The following is a 16,180-nucleotide window of genomic DNA, read 5'->3' as shown; positions in this document are numbered from 1 at the left end:
GTATCATAGTCTCTTATGATTTTGTTTATATAAAACAAAAGAAAGATTGTTTTTCTGTTTGCAAGCAAACAGAAGCACAATCTTTCCGTAAGGTGCCAATGAGTGGTAATGCGTTTTAGGAAATCAATAGCAAATAAAGCTAGCACCAATAATGATTAACAGGATGAAAAGCACTACAATTAAAGCAAAGGAGGAATTATTTCTCCCGAATTCACGTCCCATTTATACCACCACCTTCAACATATCTTATGCTGTGGATGGACTCATGATTGGGGAATCAGCCGCTACAAACACAAATTAACATGGTATACTTATGAGTAAAACGGAACCCGTGCTTGACACGAGTCGTCCCTATAGGTGACTTGAATTTTTGGAGGAATCGGATTTGAAAGAAGACCAATACGAAGGGCCAGTTCGTAGACGAAGAAGAAGGAAATTACGGGTTGGTAGATTATTTATGACGATTTTGTTCATCGCTTTCATTGCAATCGGCCTTTTTTCATATTTTCAATATAAAGAGGGGAAAAAGTTAGCAAGTGGCAATGAAATCGATCCAGGTTCTTTTACGGGAGATGTTGTTGACCCGAAAAAACCATCAGTCGAAAACTTCTTATTATTAGGCATTGATAATGATGGAACCGGCAAATCACGAACCGATACAATGATGGTTTTGTCATGGGATAAAAAATCGGGTTCCATCCGACTCGTTTCGTTCATGCGTGATATCTATGCAGATATACCCGGGTTTAAGTCATACAAACTGAATACGGCATATTATTTAAATGGGGTACAATCGACAAAGGACACAATCACAGGAATGTTCGGATTCCAATCCATCATTATGCAATCGTTGACTTTGACAATTTCGAATCGATTATCGATATTGCGTTTCCTAAAGGTATTGAAATCAATGTGCAAAAAGAAATGCATGAAAAAATCGGGGTTACTTTAATGCCTGGTAAACAGAACCTTAATGGAAAAGAGCTCCTTGGATACGCGAGATTTCGTGCAGATGCTGAAGGGGATTTCGGAAGAGTTGCAAGACAGCAGGAGGTCATATCAGCTGTAAAAGAAGAAGCACTCCGTCCGAGAATGATTCGCCATGTTCCTAAATTATCCGGTGCGATTTCAGGCTTCATCCAAACAGATTTGACAGCAAAAGATGAAATCTCAAAGGCGCTCAATCTTCTTATGAAAGGAAAGGTCGACTTAAAGACCATGACAATCCCTGTTGAAGGAACGTATAGTTTTAACTACTATCCACATGCGGGATCTGTAATTGAAGTTGACGTGGAAAAGAACAAGGAAGCGATTTCCGCTTTTTTAAATATGAAAATTGATTGAGGGAGGGGAGAATTTGGAACAACCTAATAAGTCTAAAACAACGGGACAAGCAGTACCTGAAAACATAGGGACACCATGGATTATTCGTTTCTTAGGTGGAAAGGCAACAATGTTCATCCTCCTTTCCATTCTTTTAATCGGCCTTATCATTTTAGTGTACAGTAAAGTTGATTTTATCTTTTATCCAATCAAAGTGTTTTTTTCTACTGTTGTATTGCCGATCATACTTGCGACAATCGCCTACTATTTGTTAAGACCGATACTGCGCTTTTTGGAGCGTTTAAAAATACCACGAGTATGGGGAATTTTTATCATTTTTATTGGATTGATAGGTTTACTTACATTATTAGTCTTTCTTGTATTTCCCTTTTTGAAGGGCCAGTTTTCTAATTTGATTGAAGAGTTTCCGACATATTTTAAGCAGATGCTTATTAATATCGATTCCTTTTTAAGGACATCCATATTCTCATCCTATTATCTTGAAATGGATATTAATATTAATAAGTTTTTAGATAATGGATTAGGGAATATCGGACAATTTTTTGCCGACACAGTCGGTGGAATTGCCTCAGGTATTACTTCGTTCATCTCTGCTTTGACTGGATTCGTTTTAGCTATTATTACAGTACCTTTCATCCTCTTTTACTTACTAAAAGACGGGGATAAGTTGCCAATCATGATTAAAAGAATGCTGCCCCCACGTCTCCGGGATGACGCTGAAGATATTATGAAAGATGCCGATCATCAGATAAGTGCGTATATTCAAGGACAAATCCTTGTTGCCATCTGTATCGGCATAATGGTTTCGATTGGATTTCTTATTATTGGCATGAAATATGCATTATTATTAGGGGCACTTGCAATGTTTACGAGCGTTGTACCGTATTTGGGACCTATTATTGCAATTACTCCAGCGGCTATCATCGCTATTGTCGCTTCTCCATTTATGTTAGTGAAATTGGCTGTAGTATGGACAATTGTTCAATTTGTTGAAGGGAAATTCATATCACCGCAAATAATGGGTAAATCATTGCATGTTCATCCCATTACGATTATTTTCGTTTTATTGACAGCGGGTTCACTGTTTGGAGTAGTCGGAGTGGTTCTTGGGATACCAGGATACGCGCTATTGAAAGTAGTATTTACACATATGTTCGATTTGTTGAAACTGAGATACGATAAGCATGAGCCAGACCCAACCATGCATTACGAGAATCCTGAAGAAAAGTATTGAGTTGCTCATAATATGATTATGTAAACTGATTAGCTTAAAAGGAGCTATTGTATTGAAAAAAGTTATTTATTGTTTACTGATTCTGTTAATTATCACGATTTTGACCAGCTGCTCCAATGAAAGGGACAAGCCTGTCGAGATTATGATATCCGCAGCAGTCAGCTTAACAGATGCCCTGAATGAAGTGAAAGAGAATTATGAAACAACAAATCAGAATGTACAATTGACATTCAATCTCGGCAGTTCCGGTAAATTGGCAAACCAAATCGACCGAGGCGCCCCAGTAGATATGTTTTTTATCCGCAAGCTCAAAAGACATGGATACCATTGCCGCCAAAGGGCTTATTGATGAATCTACTAAGGTGGAGTTTGCTTCCAACTCTCTTGTATTAATCACCCATAGAGATAATTCAACAACTATAAATTCATTCGAACAGATTCAACCAGAAAAAATTGCACATTTTTCTATTGGAGAGCCTAATAGTGTTCCAGTAGGTAGATATACGAAGCAAGTTTTCGAACGTCTTGGTATTTGGGACCCATTACAAAGTAAACTGGTCATGGGTTCACACGCCCGTCAAGTTTTGACGTATGTTGAAATGGGTAATGTGGATTTTGGTGTCGTCTATTCCAGTGATACGGTAATAACTGATAAAGTAAAAGTTCTTGCTGAAGCGGACGATGAATGGCATGAATCGATTACTTATCCGGGAGCAATTATTAATGATTCCTTACATAAAAAAGAAGCACAAGCATTCCTTGACTATTTAACAAGTGAAGAAGGGAAAGCCGTTTTAAAGAAATATGGATTCAAGTAATCAAATAGGGAGGTATCAATGTGAATGGCGTAGACTACACACCATTACTTTTATCAATGAAAGTGGCGGCCATTTCGACCTCCATCGTATTTTTGACAGGTGTTTATTTTGCTCATTTATTTACACGAAAAAGCTTTTTCGGTAAAAGTATCATCGAATCTTTCTTCATGCTCCCACTTGTCCTCCCCCAACCGTTGTAGGATTTGCCCTTCTTGTTTTATTCGGGAAAAAGGGATGGATAGGTAGTTGGCTTCTTGAATGGTTCGACTTACAAGTTGTATTCACTTGGATAGGGGCTGTTATCGCCTCGATTGTCGTTTCATTTCCATTAATGTATCAAAGTGCTTCCGCCGCTTTTAGTAGTCTTGATAGTCGGCTTGAAAACGCTGCAAGAACGATGGGGGCTTCTGAATGGCGTGTGTTTTGGACAGTCGCATTTCCTCTTGCTTGGCCAGGTTTATTAGCCGGCCTTGTATTGTCATTTGCAAGAGGACTTGGAGAATTTGGCGCAACGCTTATGTTGGCTGGTTTTATTCCAGGTAAAACAGATACTATCCCGATGGCCATCTATTTCGCTGTCGAATCCGGACAAATGGAACAAGCAACTTTCTGGGTCGTAATTATTGTTGCCTTAGGTTTTAGTACGATCATGTGGCTAAATTGGTGGAGTAAAAGAAATATGAGACGTTTTTCGGCGGATAAGAGTAGGTGATTGAGTGTTAGATGTACAAATAAAAAAGCAACTATTTCATTATGACTTGGAAGTAGATTTTTCAGTAGGGAATGAAAAAGTGATCCTCTTTGGTCCATCTGGCTCCGGAAAAACAACAATACTGGATAGTATTGCAGGTCTTAACAAACCTGATTCCGGAAAAATATGTTTAGGTAACAATTTGTTTTTTGATCAAAAACAATGGATGCCTACTCGGGTTCGAAATGTTGGATATCTGTTCCAAGATTACGCCCTTTTTCCGCATATGACCGTTGAAAAGAATATTTATTATGGAATTCGAAAAAAAGAGCAAAATTCTGCTATCGAGAAGATTCTCGATGTCCTTCGAATCCATCATTTATGGACGAAGTTTCCTCATCAAATTTCCGGAGGGGAAAAACAGCGAGTGGCACTTGCGCGGGCGTTGGCGACGGAGCCGTCTGTTTTACTGCTTGATGAACCTTTATCCGCACTGGATAAACAGACACGCACCGAATGTCAGGATGAAATACTTCGAATCCATGAGTTCTGGAAAATCCCGTTTATAATCGTTACGCATGATATGGACGAAGCGGAAAAGCTTGGTAATAAAATTATTTTCCTTGAAGAAGGTAAAATTATAAAAACGACTACTGTTTGACAGATAATCCGTCAAATAGAGTCGTTTTTTAGTGGTATTCACGCCTCTTTGAAATGTGAAAGCAATGAATTATAATCTTCGGGTGTGTCTACATCGAATAAAAGTCTATGATCCTCACATGGCAGCCGTTTCCCCTGATTGTAAACGCGTCCCCGTATGATTTCTCTCGCTCCTTTATCCCCGCGTATATTCAGTAGAGCAGGGAAAAGGGAAGAGGAGAAGAGAATGGGTGGTTTCATTAACCCATCATATGAAGCTGTAGCTACATACTGACTGTTAGGATTCTGATTAAAACAATTAATCATTTCATTAATCATAAGTTTTGTAATGAAGGGCTGGTCCGCCAAAAGAACAATTGCTGCTGATGCCCCGTGTTCCATAGCATGCTTAATGCCGCATTGTAAAGACACGGATTGACCTTCATTGGAATTTGGACAAGGAAGTATCGTACATTTTTTGTGTGTCCTCATGCGGCTTGGAATCCAGTAAAGTTCATCGTCAGCATTTGTCACAACGAAGATTTGATCCAATGCTGAGTCAATCGCCGTATCAAGTGCAAGACTTCCAAGTGTCATCTTTCCAACCTGAAGTGCCAATTTATTCTCCCCCATACGACGGCTTTGACCGGCTGCTAAATAGATGCCAACGACGGCCATACCGCTGCACTCCTTCTGACGGATATCATTTCCGCAATAATACTAACTGCAATTTCTTCAGGCCCCTCTGCGCCAATTGATATACCGATTGGGGAATTAAGCCAATCAGGAATGTCTCCCCTAATAACCGCGATGTTCGTTTTTTTGATCCCAATAAACCGGCATATAGTAACTGTTCATCTTGTATCCTCTTTAAAATAAGCTTATCGACTTGAAAATCATGTGTCATAATAACAACTGAATCAAGTTGAGTAAAAGTTATGTTCTTAAGTAATTCTTCAATACTGCCTATTTGGAAAGAGGCAGCTGATGGGAAGTGTTTTTCTGAACAAAGGGACGGTCTCCAATCACAAATGTGTACACTATAGCCAACTTTCGCGGCCAAAGCTGCAAACGGCCTTGCATCCACGCCTGCTCCGAATACGTATAGAACGGGTTCGGGCCAAATCGCTTGGTAATAGAAAGATTCATCTTCAATCCACCTGCGTCCAGCAGCTTGCTGATAAGGGTGCGGAGTTTCATTGATTTTATTAATAGGCAACGTACCGATTTGGTATGGTTCACTACTAAAATGGTAGTTGAAATCTCCTTCCAATTCCTGCAAGAAGGTAACACATTGCTTTTTTTGCAAATGATCATGCAGAAATAGTAAGCCTTTCCTAAATTCGTTGTCAACATCTCTTAACAGAACGGTAACAACCCCATTGCATCCCGCACCGCGCCCCCATCCAAGATCATCTTCGGAACTTAAGTCGAATTCACAAACCTGCACTTGGCCTGTATGAAAAAGTTCTCTTGCCCTGCTTTGTAAGTCAGCTTCAAGACATCCACCGCTAAGCATACCGATTTTTGAACCGCGTTCTGTAAAGAACATCCAAGCGCCTTCTCTTCGGTATGCAGATCCCTCAACGTGTACGATTTGTGCAAGGACAATGGCCTGATCGTTTTTGATAATTGTATCAATCATTTGTGGAATAAATCCCATTCATCTTCACCTCAACTATTCATTTTATAGAACAGTTTCATCCAATAACTGTCGGTTTATTCGAAATCCGGATTATAAATGAGGGTAATCTTGGCAAATATAACTACCAGTTGAGATTGCGTTGGTATTTAGTAAGGGAGGAAAAAGTTTTGCAGAATGGATTTCCAAAAATAGTTGGTACTGCTGAACAACGAATTGATGCGGTAGAAAAATCTACAGGAAATGTCAAATACCTTGGAGATAAATTGTTGAAGGGAATGTTACATGCAAAGATTGCCACGAGTACAGAGGCTCACGCACGTATTAAATCAGTTGATACAAGTGAGGCTTGGAAAGTGCCTGGTGTCCGAGCGATTGTGACGGGAGAGACTTTTCCTTTTCCGATTGGACCAATACTCGCAGATCGTCCTCCAATTGCTTTTGAGAAAGTTCGCTACTATGGCGAACCGGTTGCAATCGTTGTTGCAGATTATCCCTATCAAGCAAAACAGGCTGCAAATAAGATAGTCATTGAGTATGAGAAACTGCCTGTTGTAAATTCACTTGAACAAGCATTTCAAAGTGATGCACCTGTTATCCATGAACAATTGGGTCAGTATACTAAAATCATTGACAATGTCTATCCCGTTCCGGGTACCAACATTGCCAGTCATATTAAAATCAGAAAAGGCGAATTCGGCCAAGCATGGGCAAGTTGCAAAGATACAATTACGGCTACATATTCATTCAATCTTTCAGATCACGCGGCAATGGAAACACGCTCTGCGACTGTGGAGATTAATCCTGACGGACGCGTCATTGTCCATTCTACAAGTCAATCACCTTTTACAATCAAAAAGATATTAAACCAATTTTTCAATATCGAAGTTGGTAAAGTTGTCGTCCATATACCGATGTTAGGCGGTGCTTTTGGTGGAAAAGGTGCAGTTCAACTTGAACCACTTGCTTATTTAGCATCCAGTGCAGTTGGAGGAAAACTAGGAAGCTGCATTATGAATGTGAAGAGGATATGATGACCGCGCCTTGTCATATTGGATTTAATGCAACTGTAAAATTGGGTGTCAATGAAGAAGGGAAACTGATAGCTGGCCAGTATACATTTTTGATAGAAGCAGGCGCCTATTCCGATCAGGCAGCAGGTATCACTCGTGCCGCTGCTATTGATTGTACGGGGCCTTACCATATCCCTAACGTTTGGTGCGATTCCTATTGCATGTATACGAATCATCCATATGCTACCTCATTTAGGGGATATGGCCATCCGGAGCTCACTTTTGCGATTGAACGGACGATGGATCAATTTGCGAAGCAATTGAATATGGATCCAATAGAATTCCGATTACTGAATGCTATTAAACTTGGACATTCTACACCAACGCAATCCGTATTGAATGAAAACAATATCGGGGATGCTGCGAAATGTATGACAAGGGCAAAAGAGTTGATTGAATGGAATCGATATAAAAACAATTGCCCTTGGATACAAATACCTGAACGGACATACGGTAGGCAGACAAATCATCGGAACAGGGGTTCATGTCCAAAAACAATTAACAGAAATGGATAAAGAAACAGGGTTCGGCGACCCAGGGCCATGGTGGTCTGTCGGTGCACAAGCAGTGGAAATTGAATGGGATGAACAGAATTTCACTTATGAAATCGTGAAAGCGGTAACTGTAATGGATGGCGGAACAATCATAAATCCAATGACTGCTACCCAGCAAATGCGTGGTGGGATTTTCTTAGGGTTAAGCATAGCAAGTGGTGAATCATTCGAGTTCAATGATAAAGGTGTCATCCAAAATCCGGATTTCCGAACGTACCAGCTAATGCGGTTTGGTGAACAGCCTAAAGAATATATCGTTGAGTTCGTTGAGACACCCTCAGCGGATGGACCTTATGGCGCAAGAGGAATTGGGGAATATGGAGTAATTGGAGCTGCTTCAGCATTGGCAAACAGTCTCTCATCAGCAACTAAGACAGAGCTGAACAAACTCCCATTAACACCGGAAATGATATGGCGTACAAGGAGGGCAAGCTATGATAAATTCAAATACAAGCAAATATACTATTGTTTCTTTACTTGTAAATGGGTCTTCCCACGACGTAATGATTCGATCCGCTGATACACTGTTAGAAACGTTACGGGAACAAGTAGGACTGACAGGCGCCAAACTTTCATGTGGTAATGGAGATTGTGGTGCATGTACAGTATTAGTTAATGGAAAACCAATGCATTCGTGTTTGACATAGCGATAGAGTCAGTAAACGATGAAATCACGACAATTGAAGGAATGAGGCACTCTGAAATTAGGGAAGCCTTTGTGGAACAATGGGCTATTCAATGAAAAGATGCCGTCAAGTCAGTTTTACAGGCTGTGTTGATAATACATACATTAGTCTGAAGGTTAACTAATATTAATCTGTTTTGTGGTATAATTGCATAACAAATACTGGAAGGAGAGTTATATTGGGGGGAATATCCAACTCTTTCGAACTGTTTTCTACTATCCATCTTGCTACGATTATTGTTTTGTTCTGTTTAATAGTCTATCTATTTTGGCAACGTAGGAATTTAAGCAGCAGGCATACTGAGCAGTTGAAAACCTATGAGCGAATCGTTGCTGGATCACTTTTAGCTATGGAGATCACCTATCATATATGGTTGGTTACAAGTGGCAGATGGGCTGCGGACGATTCATTACCATTAGAGTTATGTAGCATTTCACTATTTGTCGCAATTGCTCTGCTTTGGACAGGAAATAGGTATTTAGTTGACTTTGTTGTTTTTGCTGGGATTGGAGGAGCCATTCAAGCGATTGCTACTCCTGTTTTAGACATGAATTTTCCTCACTTTCGTTTTTTTCACTTTTTCTATACACATGCTGGTATTATCTTGACTGGCCTATATTTCGTTTGGGTGAAAGGTTATGTACCAACATTTAAAGGTGTTATAAAAACAATGATGTTTCTTAATATAATTTTGCCAGTCATTATGGTAGTTAATTGGCTATTCGATGGAAATTATATGTTCCTACGAATGAAACCGCAAAATGGCAGCATACTTGACTTTCTTGGTCCGTATCCATGGTATATTCTGTCCCTTGAAATGGTGGCATTTACAACATTCGTCCTCATTTGGTTAATACTGGTAAAAGATAAAAGAAACGGAATATAAATGACATCTTTTATAGACAGAAATTTGCCCCAGTGGTACAATTTAATAACTAAAACTCTTTTTGTAGGAGGATATCTATGACAACCGATAAGAAAAAAATTAGTTTAAAGGATGCTGTAAAGCAACAGCTAGAAGCAAAGAAAAATAATAACGCCTCACTTAAGGCAACTAATTCTTCTAATCAGCAAACACCTAAGATGAAAAGCCAGCAAGCGAAAAAAGTAAGCCAGAATAGAAGAAAAATGGGCGTTTGATCATTTACGGAAACTAAAATAAAGCCAAAAAGCAAGCCTTTCTAATAGGGCTTGCTTTTTCATATTTATCATGAGTATTTATATTCATGAATTCATTTCGAAAATAAGCTTAAAAAGCTGAAAATCAAAGGCCTGTATTCTATAATGATAAAAGTAAATATAATTTACTTTAACTTAGAAGACAAGAAGTGAGGAACATCCATGTTCAGACAAGCAATAGGGAAGGCGCATGGCAAATTGATTTTGATAGGGGAGCATTCGGTTGTCTATGATAAACCGGCAATCGCACTCCCATTTTCTGATGTTGGCGTAACAGCGTTGATAAAAGAACAGAATAAGGATAACGATATAATGTTTAATAGCGGATATTTCAGTGGACCTTTATCAAAGGCGCCAGAAGAACTATCTGGCATTAAAGCATGCGTAAAAGAAACATTGCATTTGCTGAACACTATACAAACAAAAATATGTATTTCTATTGAGTCAACAATTCCTTCCGGACGGGGATTGGGGTCCAGCGCTGCAGTGGCCCACTCAATTGTAAAAGGAATTTTCAACTACTTCGATACTCCATTACGGCATGATGTACAAATGCATCTTGTCCAAATCGCTGAGACACATGCCCATGGAAATCCAAGTGGAATCGATATGGAGGCAACTTCAAACGATTGTCCAATATGGTTCCAAAAAGGCAGACCAGTAAAAAGGCTTGAGATTCATCAACCGCTATATTTGGTTGTTGCTGACTCAGGTAAGTTCGGTGATACAAAGAGTGCAGTTGATGGGATTCGCAATCTTTATTTGAAAACCCCGGAAATTGCCCGGAAATCCATCGATTTACTTGAAGACTATACATATAAATGTGAGCGCTATTTATCATCGGGAAAAATAACCGAGGTGGGGAAGTGTCTCGACCTCGCCCAAATCGAACTAACACGATTAGGTGTAAGTGATGAAACACTGGATCATCTAATAGAAACTTCAAAAAGACACGGCGCGTTAGGAGCCAAGTTGACAGGTGGCGGACGTGGCGGCTGTATTTTAGCATTGGCTCAAGACCAACAACATGCAGCCAATCTTTCAGATGCACTAACCGAAGCAGGTGCATTTCAAATTTGGACAAATGTGATTAGCTAACCGCCTCTTAGTGAGTGAAAGGAAGGACTTAAATGAAAATAACAGCAAGGGCTCATACTAATATAGCCTTAATAAAATATTGGGGAAAACGAAACGAACAATTGTTCTTACCGATGAATAATAGCATTTCGATTACACTGGATCAGTTTTATACGACCACATCTGTTACTTTCCGTGACGATTTAAAGGCTGATTCATTTATTTTGAATGGAAGCGAAATGGGAGGGCAAGAGACTGATAAAATATCCGGATTTCTTGATTTGATTCGAGAAAAGGCGAGACGAAATGAATATGCAGTCATAGACTCCATAAATAATGTTCCGACAGCCGCTGGTTTTGCATCTTCTGCATCGGGGTTTGCCGCTTTGGCAGCAGCCGCTACAAAGGCAATTGGATTAAACTACAGCGGTGCCGACCTTTCAAGAATTTCAAGATTCGGCTCCGGCTCTGCCTGCAGATCAATCTATGGTGGGTTTGTGGAGTGGAACAAAGGTGTTCGGGCAGACGGAACAGATTCATTTGCCGAGCAGATTATTGATGAATCGGAATGGGATTTAAGCATCCTTTCTGTCATGGTGGAATCGAAGCCGAAGAAAGTGTTAAGTAGGGAAGGGATGCAGCGTACAGTAAAGACGTCTGCTTTTTATTCAGGATGGTTGGAAACAATTGATGCTGATTTGAATTTTACAAGAGAGGCGATCCAAGAACGGGATTTCGAGAAATTAGGAACGGTTCTTGAACATAATGCACTTAAAATGCATGCGACGATGTTAGGTGCGAATCCACCTTTCTTTTATTGGACGGGATCCACATTAGATGTCATGCATAAGGTTCAAGAGCTAAGGGATTCAGGAATCCAAGCATACTTTACAATTGATGCTGGCCCGAATGTCAAAGTGATTTGCCAACCGGAGGATGAACGGATTGTTAAAGAGAGTATGCAGCAAATTCAAAGTGTGCGCGATGTGTTTGTTTGTCATCCTGGACCAGGAGTAAGTTATATTGGCGAATGAAAGGCGTGTTCAGATGGACACTTTGTCTAATAAAATCCGCGTACCCGGAAAATTGTTTATCGCCGGTGAATTTGCAGTTCTCGAACCCGATGGACAATGCATCGTTGTTGCTGTTGACAGGTATGTGTTCGCCGAAGTAAAAAGAAGTGAAGAAAATCGAATTGATCTTCCGCAAATAGGTTATTCGGATATTACATGGAATGCTGAAGGTAATAAATTAACCTTTAATGTGACGGGACCTAAACTAAACTTTATTCAAAATACGATCGAAATTTGTCACCAATATATCCTTGAATCAGGCGTTAGTCCACTGCCATTCAATTTGTCAATTACAAGTGAATTGGATGATGCATCAGGTAAAAAATATGGCCTTGGATCAAGTGCGGCGGTTGTCGTTGCTGTTGTAACTGCGATTTTGCAAAGTCAAAAGGAAGTCGGTATTCATTCATCAAAAGAACTTATCTTCAAATTGGCCGCAATGGCTCATTTTAAGACGCAAGGAAATGGTTCATGCGCCGATATTGCTGCATCCACGTATGGAGGTTGGCTGCTTTATAGCCCTTTCTATGGAGAGTGGTTAAATAAGCGTCTGCAAAAGAAAATGAACGCGTATACACTTGTCAATGAACATTGGCCAGGTCTTATCATCCAAGCGATTACACCACCTAAAGACTTAAGACTGTATATCGGATGGACTGGTAGTGAGATGAGGACTGCCGGGATGATTCGACGGGTTCAGGATTTTAAAAATACGCACCCCGATGCCTATCAAGATTTTTTAGAGACGAGTGGGGCTGCAGTATCCTCTTTGGTTAAGAGCTTTACCGAAGGGGACATCGATCGATCACTCTTAAGCCTTATGATGAACCGTAATGCTTTGATGCAGATAAGTGATCAAGCGGATGCCGGAATAGAAACATTGGAGTTAAAACAGTTAATCGAAATTGCCAATAAATATGGTGTCGGAAAGACATCTGGTGCAGGTGGCGGAGATTGTGGAATTGCATTCATTAAAAATGGACAAGATACCGAGTCCTTAAAAAATGATTGGAAAGAAGCATTAATCGAACCGTTGGATCTCAGAGTTTCGACTGAAGGTGCAACAGTTATAGGAAAGGGGAAGAAGTGAATGACGGATTCAATTAACAAACGGAAAGCGGAACATATACAAATAACGCTTAACGAAAAAGTGACTGGTAATGAAATAACTACTGGATTAGAGAGTGCATTTCATACATAATGCACTTCCGGAAATAAATTTTCCCGATATTGCAATCGAGAGCAAGTTTGTAGGACAAACACGACCTACACCTTTTATGATCAGTTCAATGACTGGAGGGGCTGCGTTCGCTGAAACGATAAATCGAAATTTAGCGATTGCAGCGGAAGAGAAAGGTTGGATCTTCGCACTTGGATCAATGCGAGCACTTATTGAAAGTGACGAACATCGCGCCTCGTTCCAAGTTAGGGAATATGCACCATCCGTTCCAATTATCGCGAATTTAGGAGCTGTCCAGTTAAATTACGGTTTTGGAGTCGACAAATGCCGTCAGATTATCGAAATGTCGGATGCAAACATGTTAGTGTTGCATTTGAATAGCATTCAGGAAGTTATTCAACCGAACGGCGACTTGAATTTCAAGGATTTATTAGTGAAAATCGAAGAACTTACAAGAACATTAGCTGTACCGGTAGGTGTGAAAGAAGTCGGTTGGGGCATAGACGGTCATACTGCAAGAAAGCTATGTGATGTTGGTGTGTCATTTATTGACGTAGCAGGAGCCGGTGGAACTTCATGGAGCCAAGTTGAAAAATACCGTTCAAATGATCCGGTAAAACGTGTTGCGGCTGAAACATTTAGCGTTTGGGGCAATCCAACGGTGGATTGTATTGTTTCCGTCCGTGAAGAGATTGGGAATGAGTCGATTGTAGCAAGTGGCGGCATGTATACAGGCCTCGATGCAGCAAAATCGATTGCATTGGGCGCAGATGTCGTAGGATTTGGAAGATCCATCTTGAAAGAAGCAACTCAATCCGTTGAAGATGTTATCCAAGTCATGGAGACAAAGGAACTTGAGCTACGATTAGCGATGTTCGGTGTCGGTGCTGCTACATTACCTGAATTACAAGCGAGCGATAGGGTTCGTTATACGAAAATATAGTATCCGTTATGACCACTGGTTAAAACTGGTGGTCTTTTTCTTAGTAAAAGCAGATTGGATGTTCTCCTATGCATTATCAAACTAATTTGTATTTATTGAAAGTGGGAACGTTAGTTTGTATAATGTGGATAGGGGGGATGGAAAATGTCAAGAAATCCGGGTATGACAGATGAAAAGATCATTGAATTGTACAAAAGTGAGTTGTCATATGCTGAACTATGTTCGATTGTCGGTTTGTCTGCGAGTGGAATTAAGAATGTAATTAAAAAGCATGGTGTTGAGCTAAAACATACTGCGGGCCGTCCACGTATTCATAAAGTGAATGAGGATTATTTTAAAGTTTGGAGTCATGAAATGACCTGGGTATTGGGATTAATTATTACTGATGGTACTATTAACAAAAAGATGCATAGTGTTTATCTATCCCAAAAAGATGAGGAGATACTGCGCAAAGTTGCTCTGCTTATGGGGGCAGAACCAAGAATAACAGCGCCGACTGGTACCAGGACAACTCCAATGTTAATCATTAATTCAAAAATTATCAAAGATGACTTGGAACAAATTGGTATTAAACCAAACAAATCACATTCTGTACCTTTTCCCGTAGTGCCCACTGAGTATTTACCTGCGTTTGTCAGGGGTGTAATTGATGGCGATGGATGGGTTCAGGACCGCGGATATGTCATGAACATAACTACAGCAAGTAAGTTGTTTGCAAAAGGGCTTTATCAAGTATTTAAAGAATGGAATTTAAGAACAGAAATTACGAGTGAAAAAACTAAATCAAATAATATTGTATATAGGGTTTGGGTAAAAGGAAAACACGAGCTTCCAAAACTTGCAACTATCATTTACGATGGTTCAGAAGGTCTATTTATACAACATAAAAAGGATAGAATGTCTCAACACTCTATCACTGGTCAACAAAACTTAGAATTGGAGTGACATATATGTGGAAACTTGTTAATGGTAAATTACAGCAAACTACAGATATGAGTAGGGTTAAATTTAGAACAACGATAAGTAAAGCATTGATTAATGAATTATCGATTTTAGCGAAGAAGAATAATACACACGTTAATTATCTAATAGAAAGCGGTTTTGTAAACTTCTTAGATAACGGTGAGGAGATATCCTTTAATAAGGATCAAAGGCCAAAGGATCGAGCACATTATAAAACAACGTATGATAAAGAGTTATTGGAAGCAATTAAAGAAGTAGCAAAAGAGAATGAGTTATATATAAATGATGTTATCGAATACAGCACAAAATTCATCGATGTTGAAAGCAGCAAAAATAGTAACTACCGATACAGAATAGAGGTATGAGAAGACCACTATACTTAACACCTTCTTTAGTGCCCCCGTCATAATATAAATTATAGAGAGTTACATTTCACTTGGAAGTATACTTGGAACAGTGAGATGAAATGGATTTTCAGCCTAAAAAAAATACCTGCTACGGATTATCAGATGATTTCCGCTGCAGGTTCGGCTTTGACTTGGTGTTCTAAAATTATATTCCTTCGTTTCATTTGAATAAAAAATAACAACGTCAGACTTAAACTGATCATCCCAAAAATGATCACCATTGTCTGCAATCCTAATATGTCTAAAAATGCTCCTGCACTTAGTAAGACAATTTGGAACATGACTCTTTCCAACATATTTCGGAATGAAAAAAACGTCCGTGATATGCTTTTGGCATTTGTTTTTGAAAAATAACCATTGCTGTTGGAAAAAAACATCCCAACGAAAAACCTAAAACCGCAAATGCTGCCAAAGTTATCACAATATTATCTGCAAAATAAAGCATGAATTCTGCTACTGCTACCATGGATGCAAAGAAAAATAAAATAACTGTTGTTTTCCATTTTTTCGTTATTAATTTAACTACAAAAGAACCAATCATGAAAGCAATACCTTCAAAAGTATAAATCAACCCTTTTATTGATGAAGAATCCTGGATTTCACTAATATTAATGACAATCAGGTTGAAAGATCCAAGGAATAATAAAGGAATCATCGTCATAACAAGTGTCATTCCG

Annotated in this window: 20 protein-coding genes and 4 pseudogenes; 18 read left to right on the top strand and 6 right to left on the bottom strand. The window is 39.4% G+C overall.

Annotated elements, in window-relative coordinates:
* Positions 1-123 precede the first annotated feature (123 nt).
* Positions 124-222 (bottom strand): YjcZ family sporulation protein, encoded by a 99-nt coding sequence (locus QNH10_RS13405; protein WP_283731928.1) that lies wholly within the window; start codon positions 220-222, stop codon positions 124-126.
* Positions 223-457: 235 nt separating this feature from the next.
* Between QNH10_RS13405 and QNH10_RS21210 the strand changes: the two are divergent.
* From QNH10_RS21210 to QNH10_RS13375, 6 genes and pseudogenes are all read left to right on the top strand, one after another.
* Positions 458-1,344, top strand: a pseudogene (locus QNH10_RS21210) (LCP family protein).
* 64 nt (positions 1,345-1,408) lie between these two features.
* Entirely contained in the window at positions 1,409-2,578 is a 1,170-nt protein-coding gene (locus QNH10_RS13395; protein ID WP_283734641.1) for an AI-2E family transporter, read from the top strand.
* A 52-nt stretch (positions 2,579-2,630) separates the two neighbouring features.
* Positions 2,631-2,927, top strand: coding sequence for a substrate-binding domain-containing protein (locus QNH10_RS13390; protein WP_283731927.1), 297 nt, complete (start codon positions 2,631-2,633; stop codon positions 2,925-2,927).
* A complete protein-coding gene (gene modA, locus QNH10_RS13385) occupies positions 2,896-3,396 on the top strand; it encodes a molybdate ABC transporter substrate-binding protein (protein ID WP_283731926.1) in 501 nt (166 codons plus the stop codon). The genes QNH10_RS13390 and modA overlap by 32 nt, the downstream gene beginning before the upstream one ends.
* A gap of 56 nt (positions 3,397-3,452) precedes the next feature.
* Positions 3,453-4,108: pseudogene (modB, locus tag QNH10_RS13380) on the top strand (molybdate ABC transporter permease subunit).
* A gap of 4 nt (positions 4,109-4,112) precedes the next feature.
* Entirely contained in the window at positions 4,113-4,748 is a 636-nt protein-coding gene (locus tag QNH10_RS13375; RefSeq protein WP_283731925.1) for an ATP-binding cassette domain-containing protein, read from the top strand.
* Between the two features lie 38 nt (positions 4,749-4,786).
* Here the strand turns inward: QNH10_RS13375 and QNH10_RS13370 are convergent, their stop codons facing one another.
* The 3 genes and pseudogenes from QNH10_RS13370 to QNH10_RS13365 form a co-directional block, all read right to left on the bottom strand.
* Positions 4,787-5,404: a nucleotidyltransferase family protein gene (locus QNH10_RS13370; protein WP_283731924.1), complete on the bottom strand. Its 618-nt coding sequence runs from the start codon at positions 5,402-5,404 to the stop codon at positions 4,787-4,789.
* Complete coding sequence (locus QNH10_RS21205; RefSeq protein ID WP_430541122.1) at positions 5,380-5,481, bottom strand: hypothetical protein; 102 nt, start codon at positions 5,479-5,481, stop codon at positions 5,380-5,382. Before QNH10_RS21205 ends, QNH10_RS13370 begins: the two co-directional genes overlap by 25 nt.
* 98 nt (positions 5,482-5,579) lie before the next feature.
* Positions 5,580-6,371: pseudogene (locus QNH10_RS13365) on the bottom strand (XdhC family protein); the annotation flags it as partial.
* 167 nt (positions 6,372-6,538) lie between these two features.
* Here QNH10_RS13365 and QNH10_RS21200 point away from each other — a divergent pair.
* The 12 genes and pseudogenes from QNH10_RS21200 (at position 6,539) to QNH10_RS13315 (ending at position 15,461) form a co-directional block, all read left to right on the top strand.
* Entirely contained in the window at positions 6,539-7,402 is an 864-nt protein-coding gene (locus tag QNH10_RS21200) for a xanthine dehydrogenase family protein molybdopterin-binding subunit (protein WP_430541065.1), read from the top strand.
* The gene (locus QNH10_RS21195) at positions 7,399-7,956 is read left to right on the top strand and encodes a molybdopterin cofactor-binding domain-containing protein (RefSeq protein ID WP_430541064.1); all 558 of its coding nucleotides are present in this window, start codon (positions 7,399-7,401) and stop codon (positions 7,954-7,956) included. The genes QNH10_RS21200 and QNH10_RS21195 overlap by 4 nt, the downstream gene beginning before the upstream one ends.
* On the top strand, positions 7,844-8,515 hold the full coding sequence (locus QNH10_RS21190) for a molybdopterin cofactor-binding domain-containing protein (protein WP_430541121.1): 672 nt from the start codon (positions 7,844-7,846) through the stop codon (positions 8,513-8,515). Before QNH10_RS21195 ends, QNH10_RS21190 begins: the two co-directional genes overlap by 113 nt.
* Complete coding sequence (locus QNH10_RS13355; RefSeq protein WP_347177888.1) at positions 8,430-8,642, top strand: (2Fe-2S)-binding protein; 213 nt, start codon at positions 8,430-8,432, stop codon at positions 8,640-8,642. Before QNH10_RS21190 ends, QNH10_RS13355 begins: the two co-directional genes overlap by 86 nt.
* Positions 8,643-8,859: 217 nt before the next feature.
* Positions 8,860-9,567, top strand: coding sequence for a YwaF family protein (locus tag QNH10_RS13350; protein WP_283731921.1), 708 nt, complete (start codon positions 8,860-8,862; stop codon positions 9,565-9,567).
* A 77-nt stretch (positions 9,568-9,644) separates the two neighbouring features.
* Positions 9,645-9,821, top strand: a complete 177-nt coding sequence (locus tag QNH10_RS13345; RefSeq protein ID WP_283731920.1) for a hypothetical protein — start codon at positions 9,645-9,647, stop codon at positions 9,819-9,821.
* 201 nt (positions 9,822-10,022) lie between these two features.
* On the top strand, positions 10,023-10,958 hold the full coding sequence (gene mvk / locus QNH10_RS13340; protein ID WP_283731919.1) for a mevalonate kinase: 936 nt from the start codon (positions 10,023-10,025) through the stop codon (positions 10,956-10,958).
* 32 nt (positions 10,959-10,990) lie between these two features.
* On the top strand, positions 10,991-11,971 hold the full coding sequence (gene mvaD / locus QNH10_RS13335; RefSeq protein WP_283731918.1) for a diphosphomevalonate decarboxylase: 981 nt from the start codon (positions 10,991-10,993) through the stop codon (positions 11,969-11,971).
* Positions 11,961-13,100, top strand: coding sequence for a phosphomevalonate kinase (locus QNH10_RS13330; protein ID WP_283731917.1), 1,140 nt, complete (start codon positions 11,961-11,963; stop codon positions 13,098-13,100). The genes mvaD and QNH10_RS13330 overlap by 11 nt, the downstream gene beginning before the upstream one ends.
* Positions 13,101-14,133 (top strand): annotated as a pseudogene (gene fni, locus QNH10_RS13325) (type 2 isopentenyl-diphosphate Delta-isomerase).
* Between the two features lie 144 nt (positions 14,134-14,277).
* The gene (locus tag QNH10_RS13320; protein ID WP_283731916.1) at positions 14,278-15,078 is read left to right on the top strand and encodes an LAGLIDADG family homing endonuclease; all 801 of its coding nucleotides are present in this window, start codon (positions 14,278-14,280) and stop codon (positions 15,076-15,078) included.
* A gap of 5 nt (positions 15,079-15,083) precedes the next feature.
* Positions 15,084-15,461: an rRNA methyltransferase gene (locus QNH10_RS13315; RefSeq protein WP_283731915.1), complete on the top strand. Its 378-nt coding sequence runs from the start codon at positions 15,084-15,086 to the stop codon at positions 15,459-15,461.
* Positions 15,462-15,601: 140 nt separating this feature from the next.
* On the opposite strand, the gene QNH10_RS20695 is transcribed toward QNH10_RS13315, so the two are convergent.
* Both QNH10_RS20695 and QNH10_RS20690 read right to left on the bottom strand, forming a co-directional pair.
* Positions 15,602-15,784 carry a hypothetical protein gene (locus tag QNH10_RS20695; RefSeq protein ID WP_347177887.1) on the bottom strand — a complete coding sequence of 61 codons (183 nt, stop codon included), beginning with the start codon at positions 15,782-15,784 and terminating at the stop codon, positions 15,602-15,604.
* Positions 15,763-16,164 (bottom strand): MFS transporter, encoded by a 402-nt coding sequence (locus QNH10_RS20690; protein WP_347177886.1) that lies wholly within the window; start codon positions 16,162-16,164, stop codon positions 15,763-15,765. The genes QNH10_RS20695 and QNH10_RS20690 overlap by 22 nt, the downstream gene beginning before the upstream one ends.
* Positions 16,165-16,180: the final 16 nt, after the last annotated feature.

This window comes from Sporosarcina thermotolerans (assembly GCF_030067815.1).
Classification (GTDB): Bacteria; Bacillota; Bacilli; order Bacillales_A; family Planococcaceae; genus Sporosarcina; species Sporosarcina thermotolerans.
Note: the sequence above shows the minus strand (reverse complement) of the source record. Positions and strands in the feature narration are given on the sequence as shown.

What these genes read in the sequence shown, in the direction of transcription:
- QNH10_RS13405 (WP_283731928.1), bottom strand. Translation starts at nt 222, where the DNA reads ATGGGACGTGAATTCGGGAGAAATAATTCCTCCTTTGCTTTAATTGTA.
- modA (WP_283731926.1), top strand. Translation starts at nt 2,896, where the DNA reads ATGGATACCATTGCCGCCAAAGGGCTTATTGATGAATCTACTAAGGTG.
- QNH10_RS13370 (WP_283731924.1), bottom strand. Translation starts at nt 5,404, where the DNA reads ATGGCCGTCGTTGGCATCTATTTAGCAGCCGGTCAAAGCCGTCGTATG.
- QNH10_RS21195 (WP_430541064.1), top strand. Translation starts at nt 7,399, where the DNA reads ATGATGACCGCGCCTTGTCATATTGGATTTAATGCAACTGTAAAATTG.
- QNH10_RS13355 (WP_347177888.1), top strand. Translation starts at nt 8,430, where the DNA reads ATGATAAATTCAAATACAAGCAAATATACTATTGTTTCTTTACTTGTA.
- QNH10_RS13345 (WP_283731920.1), top strand. Translation starts at nt 9,645, where the DNA reads ATGACAACCGATAAGAAAAAAATTAGTTTAAAGGATGCTGTAAAGCAA.
- mvk (WP_283731919.1), top strand. Translation starts at nt 10,023, where the DNA reads ATGTTCAGACAAGCAATAGGGAAGGCGCATGGCAAATTGATTTTGATA.
- mvaD (WP_283731918.1), top strand. Translation starts at nt 10,991, where the DNA reads ATGAAAATAACAGCAAGGGCTCATACTAATATAGCCTTAATAAAATAT.
- QNH10_RS13320 (WP_283731916.1), top strand. Translation starts at nt 14,278, where the DNA reads ATGTCAAGAAATCCGGGTATGACAGATGAAAAGATCATTGAATTGTAC.
- QNH10_RS13315 (WP_283731915.1), top strand. Translation starts at nt 15,084, where the DNA reads ATGTGGAAACTTGTTAATGGTAAATTACAGCAAACTACAGATATGAGT.
- QNH10_RS20695 (WP_347177887.1), bottom strand. Translation starts at nt 15,784, where the DNA reads ATGTTCCAAATTGTCTTACTAAGTGCAGGAGCATTTTTAGACATATTA.
- QNH10_RS20690 (WP_347177886.1), bottom strand. Translation starts at nt 16,164, where the DNA reads ATGACGATGATTCCTTTATTATTCCTTGGATCTTTCAACCTGATTGTC.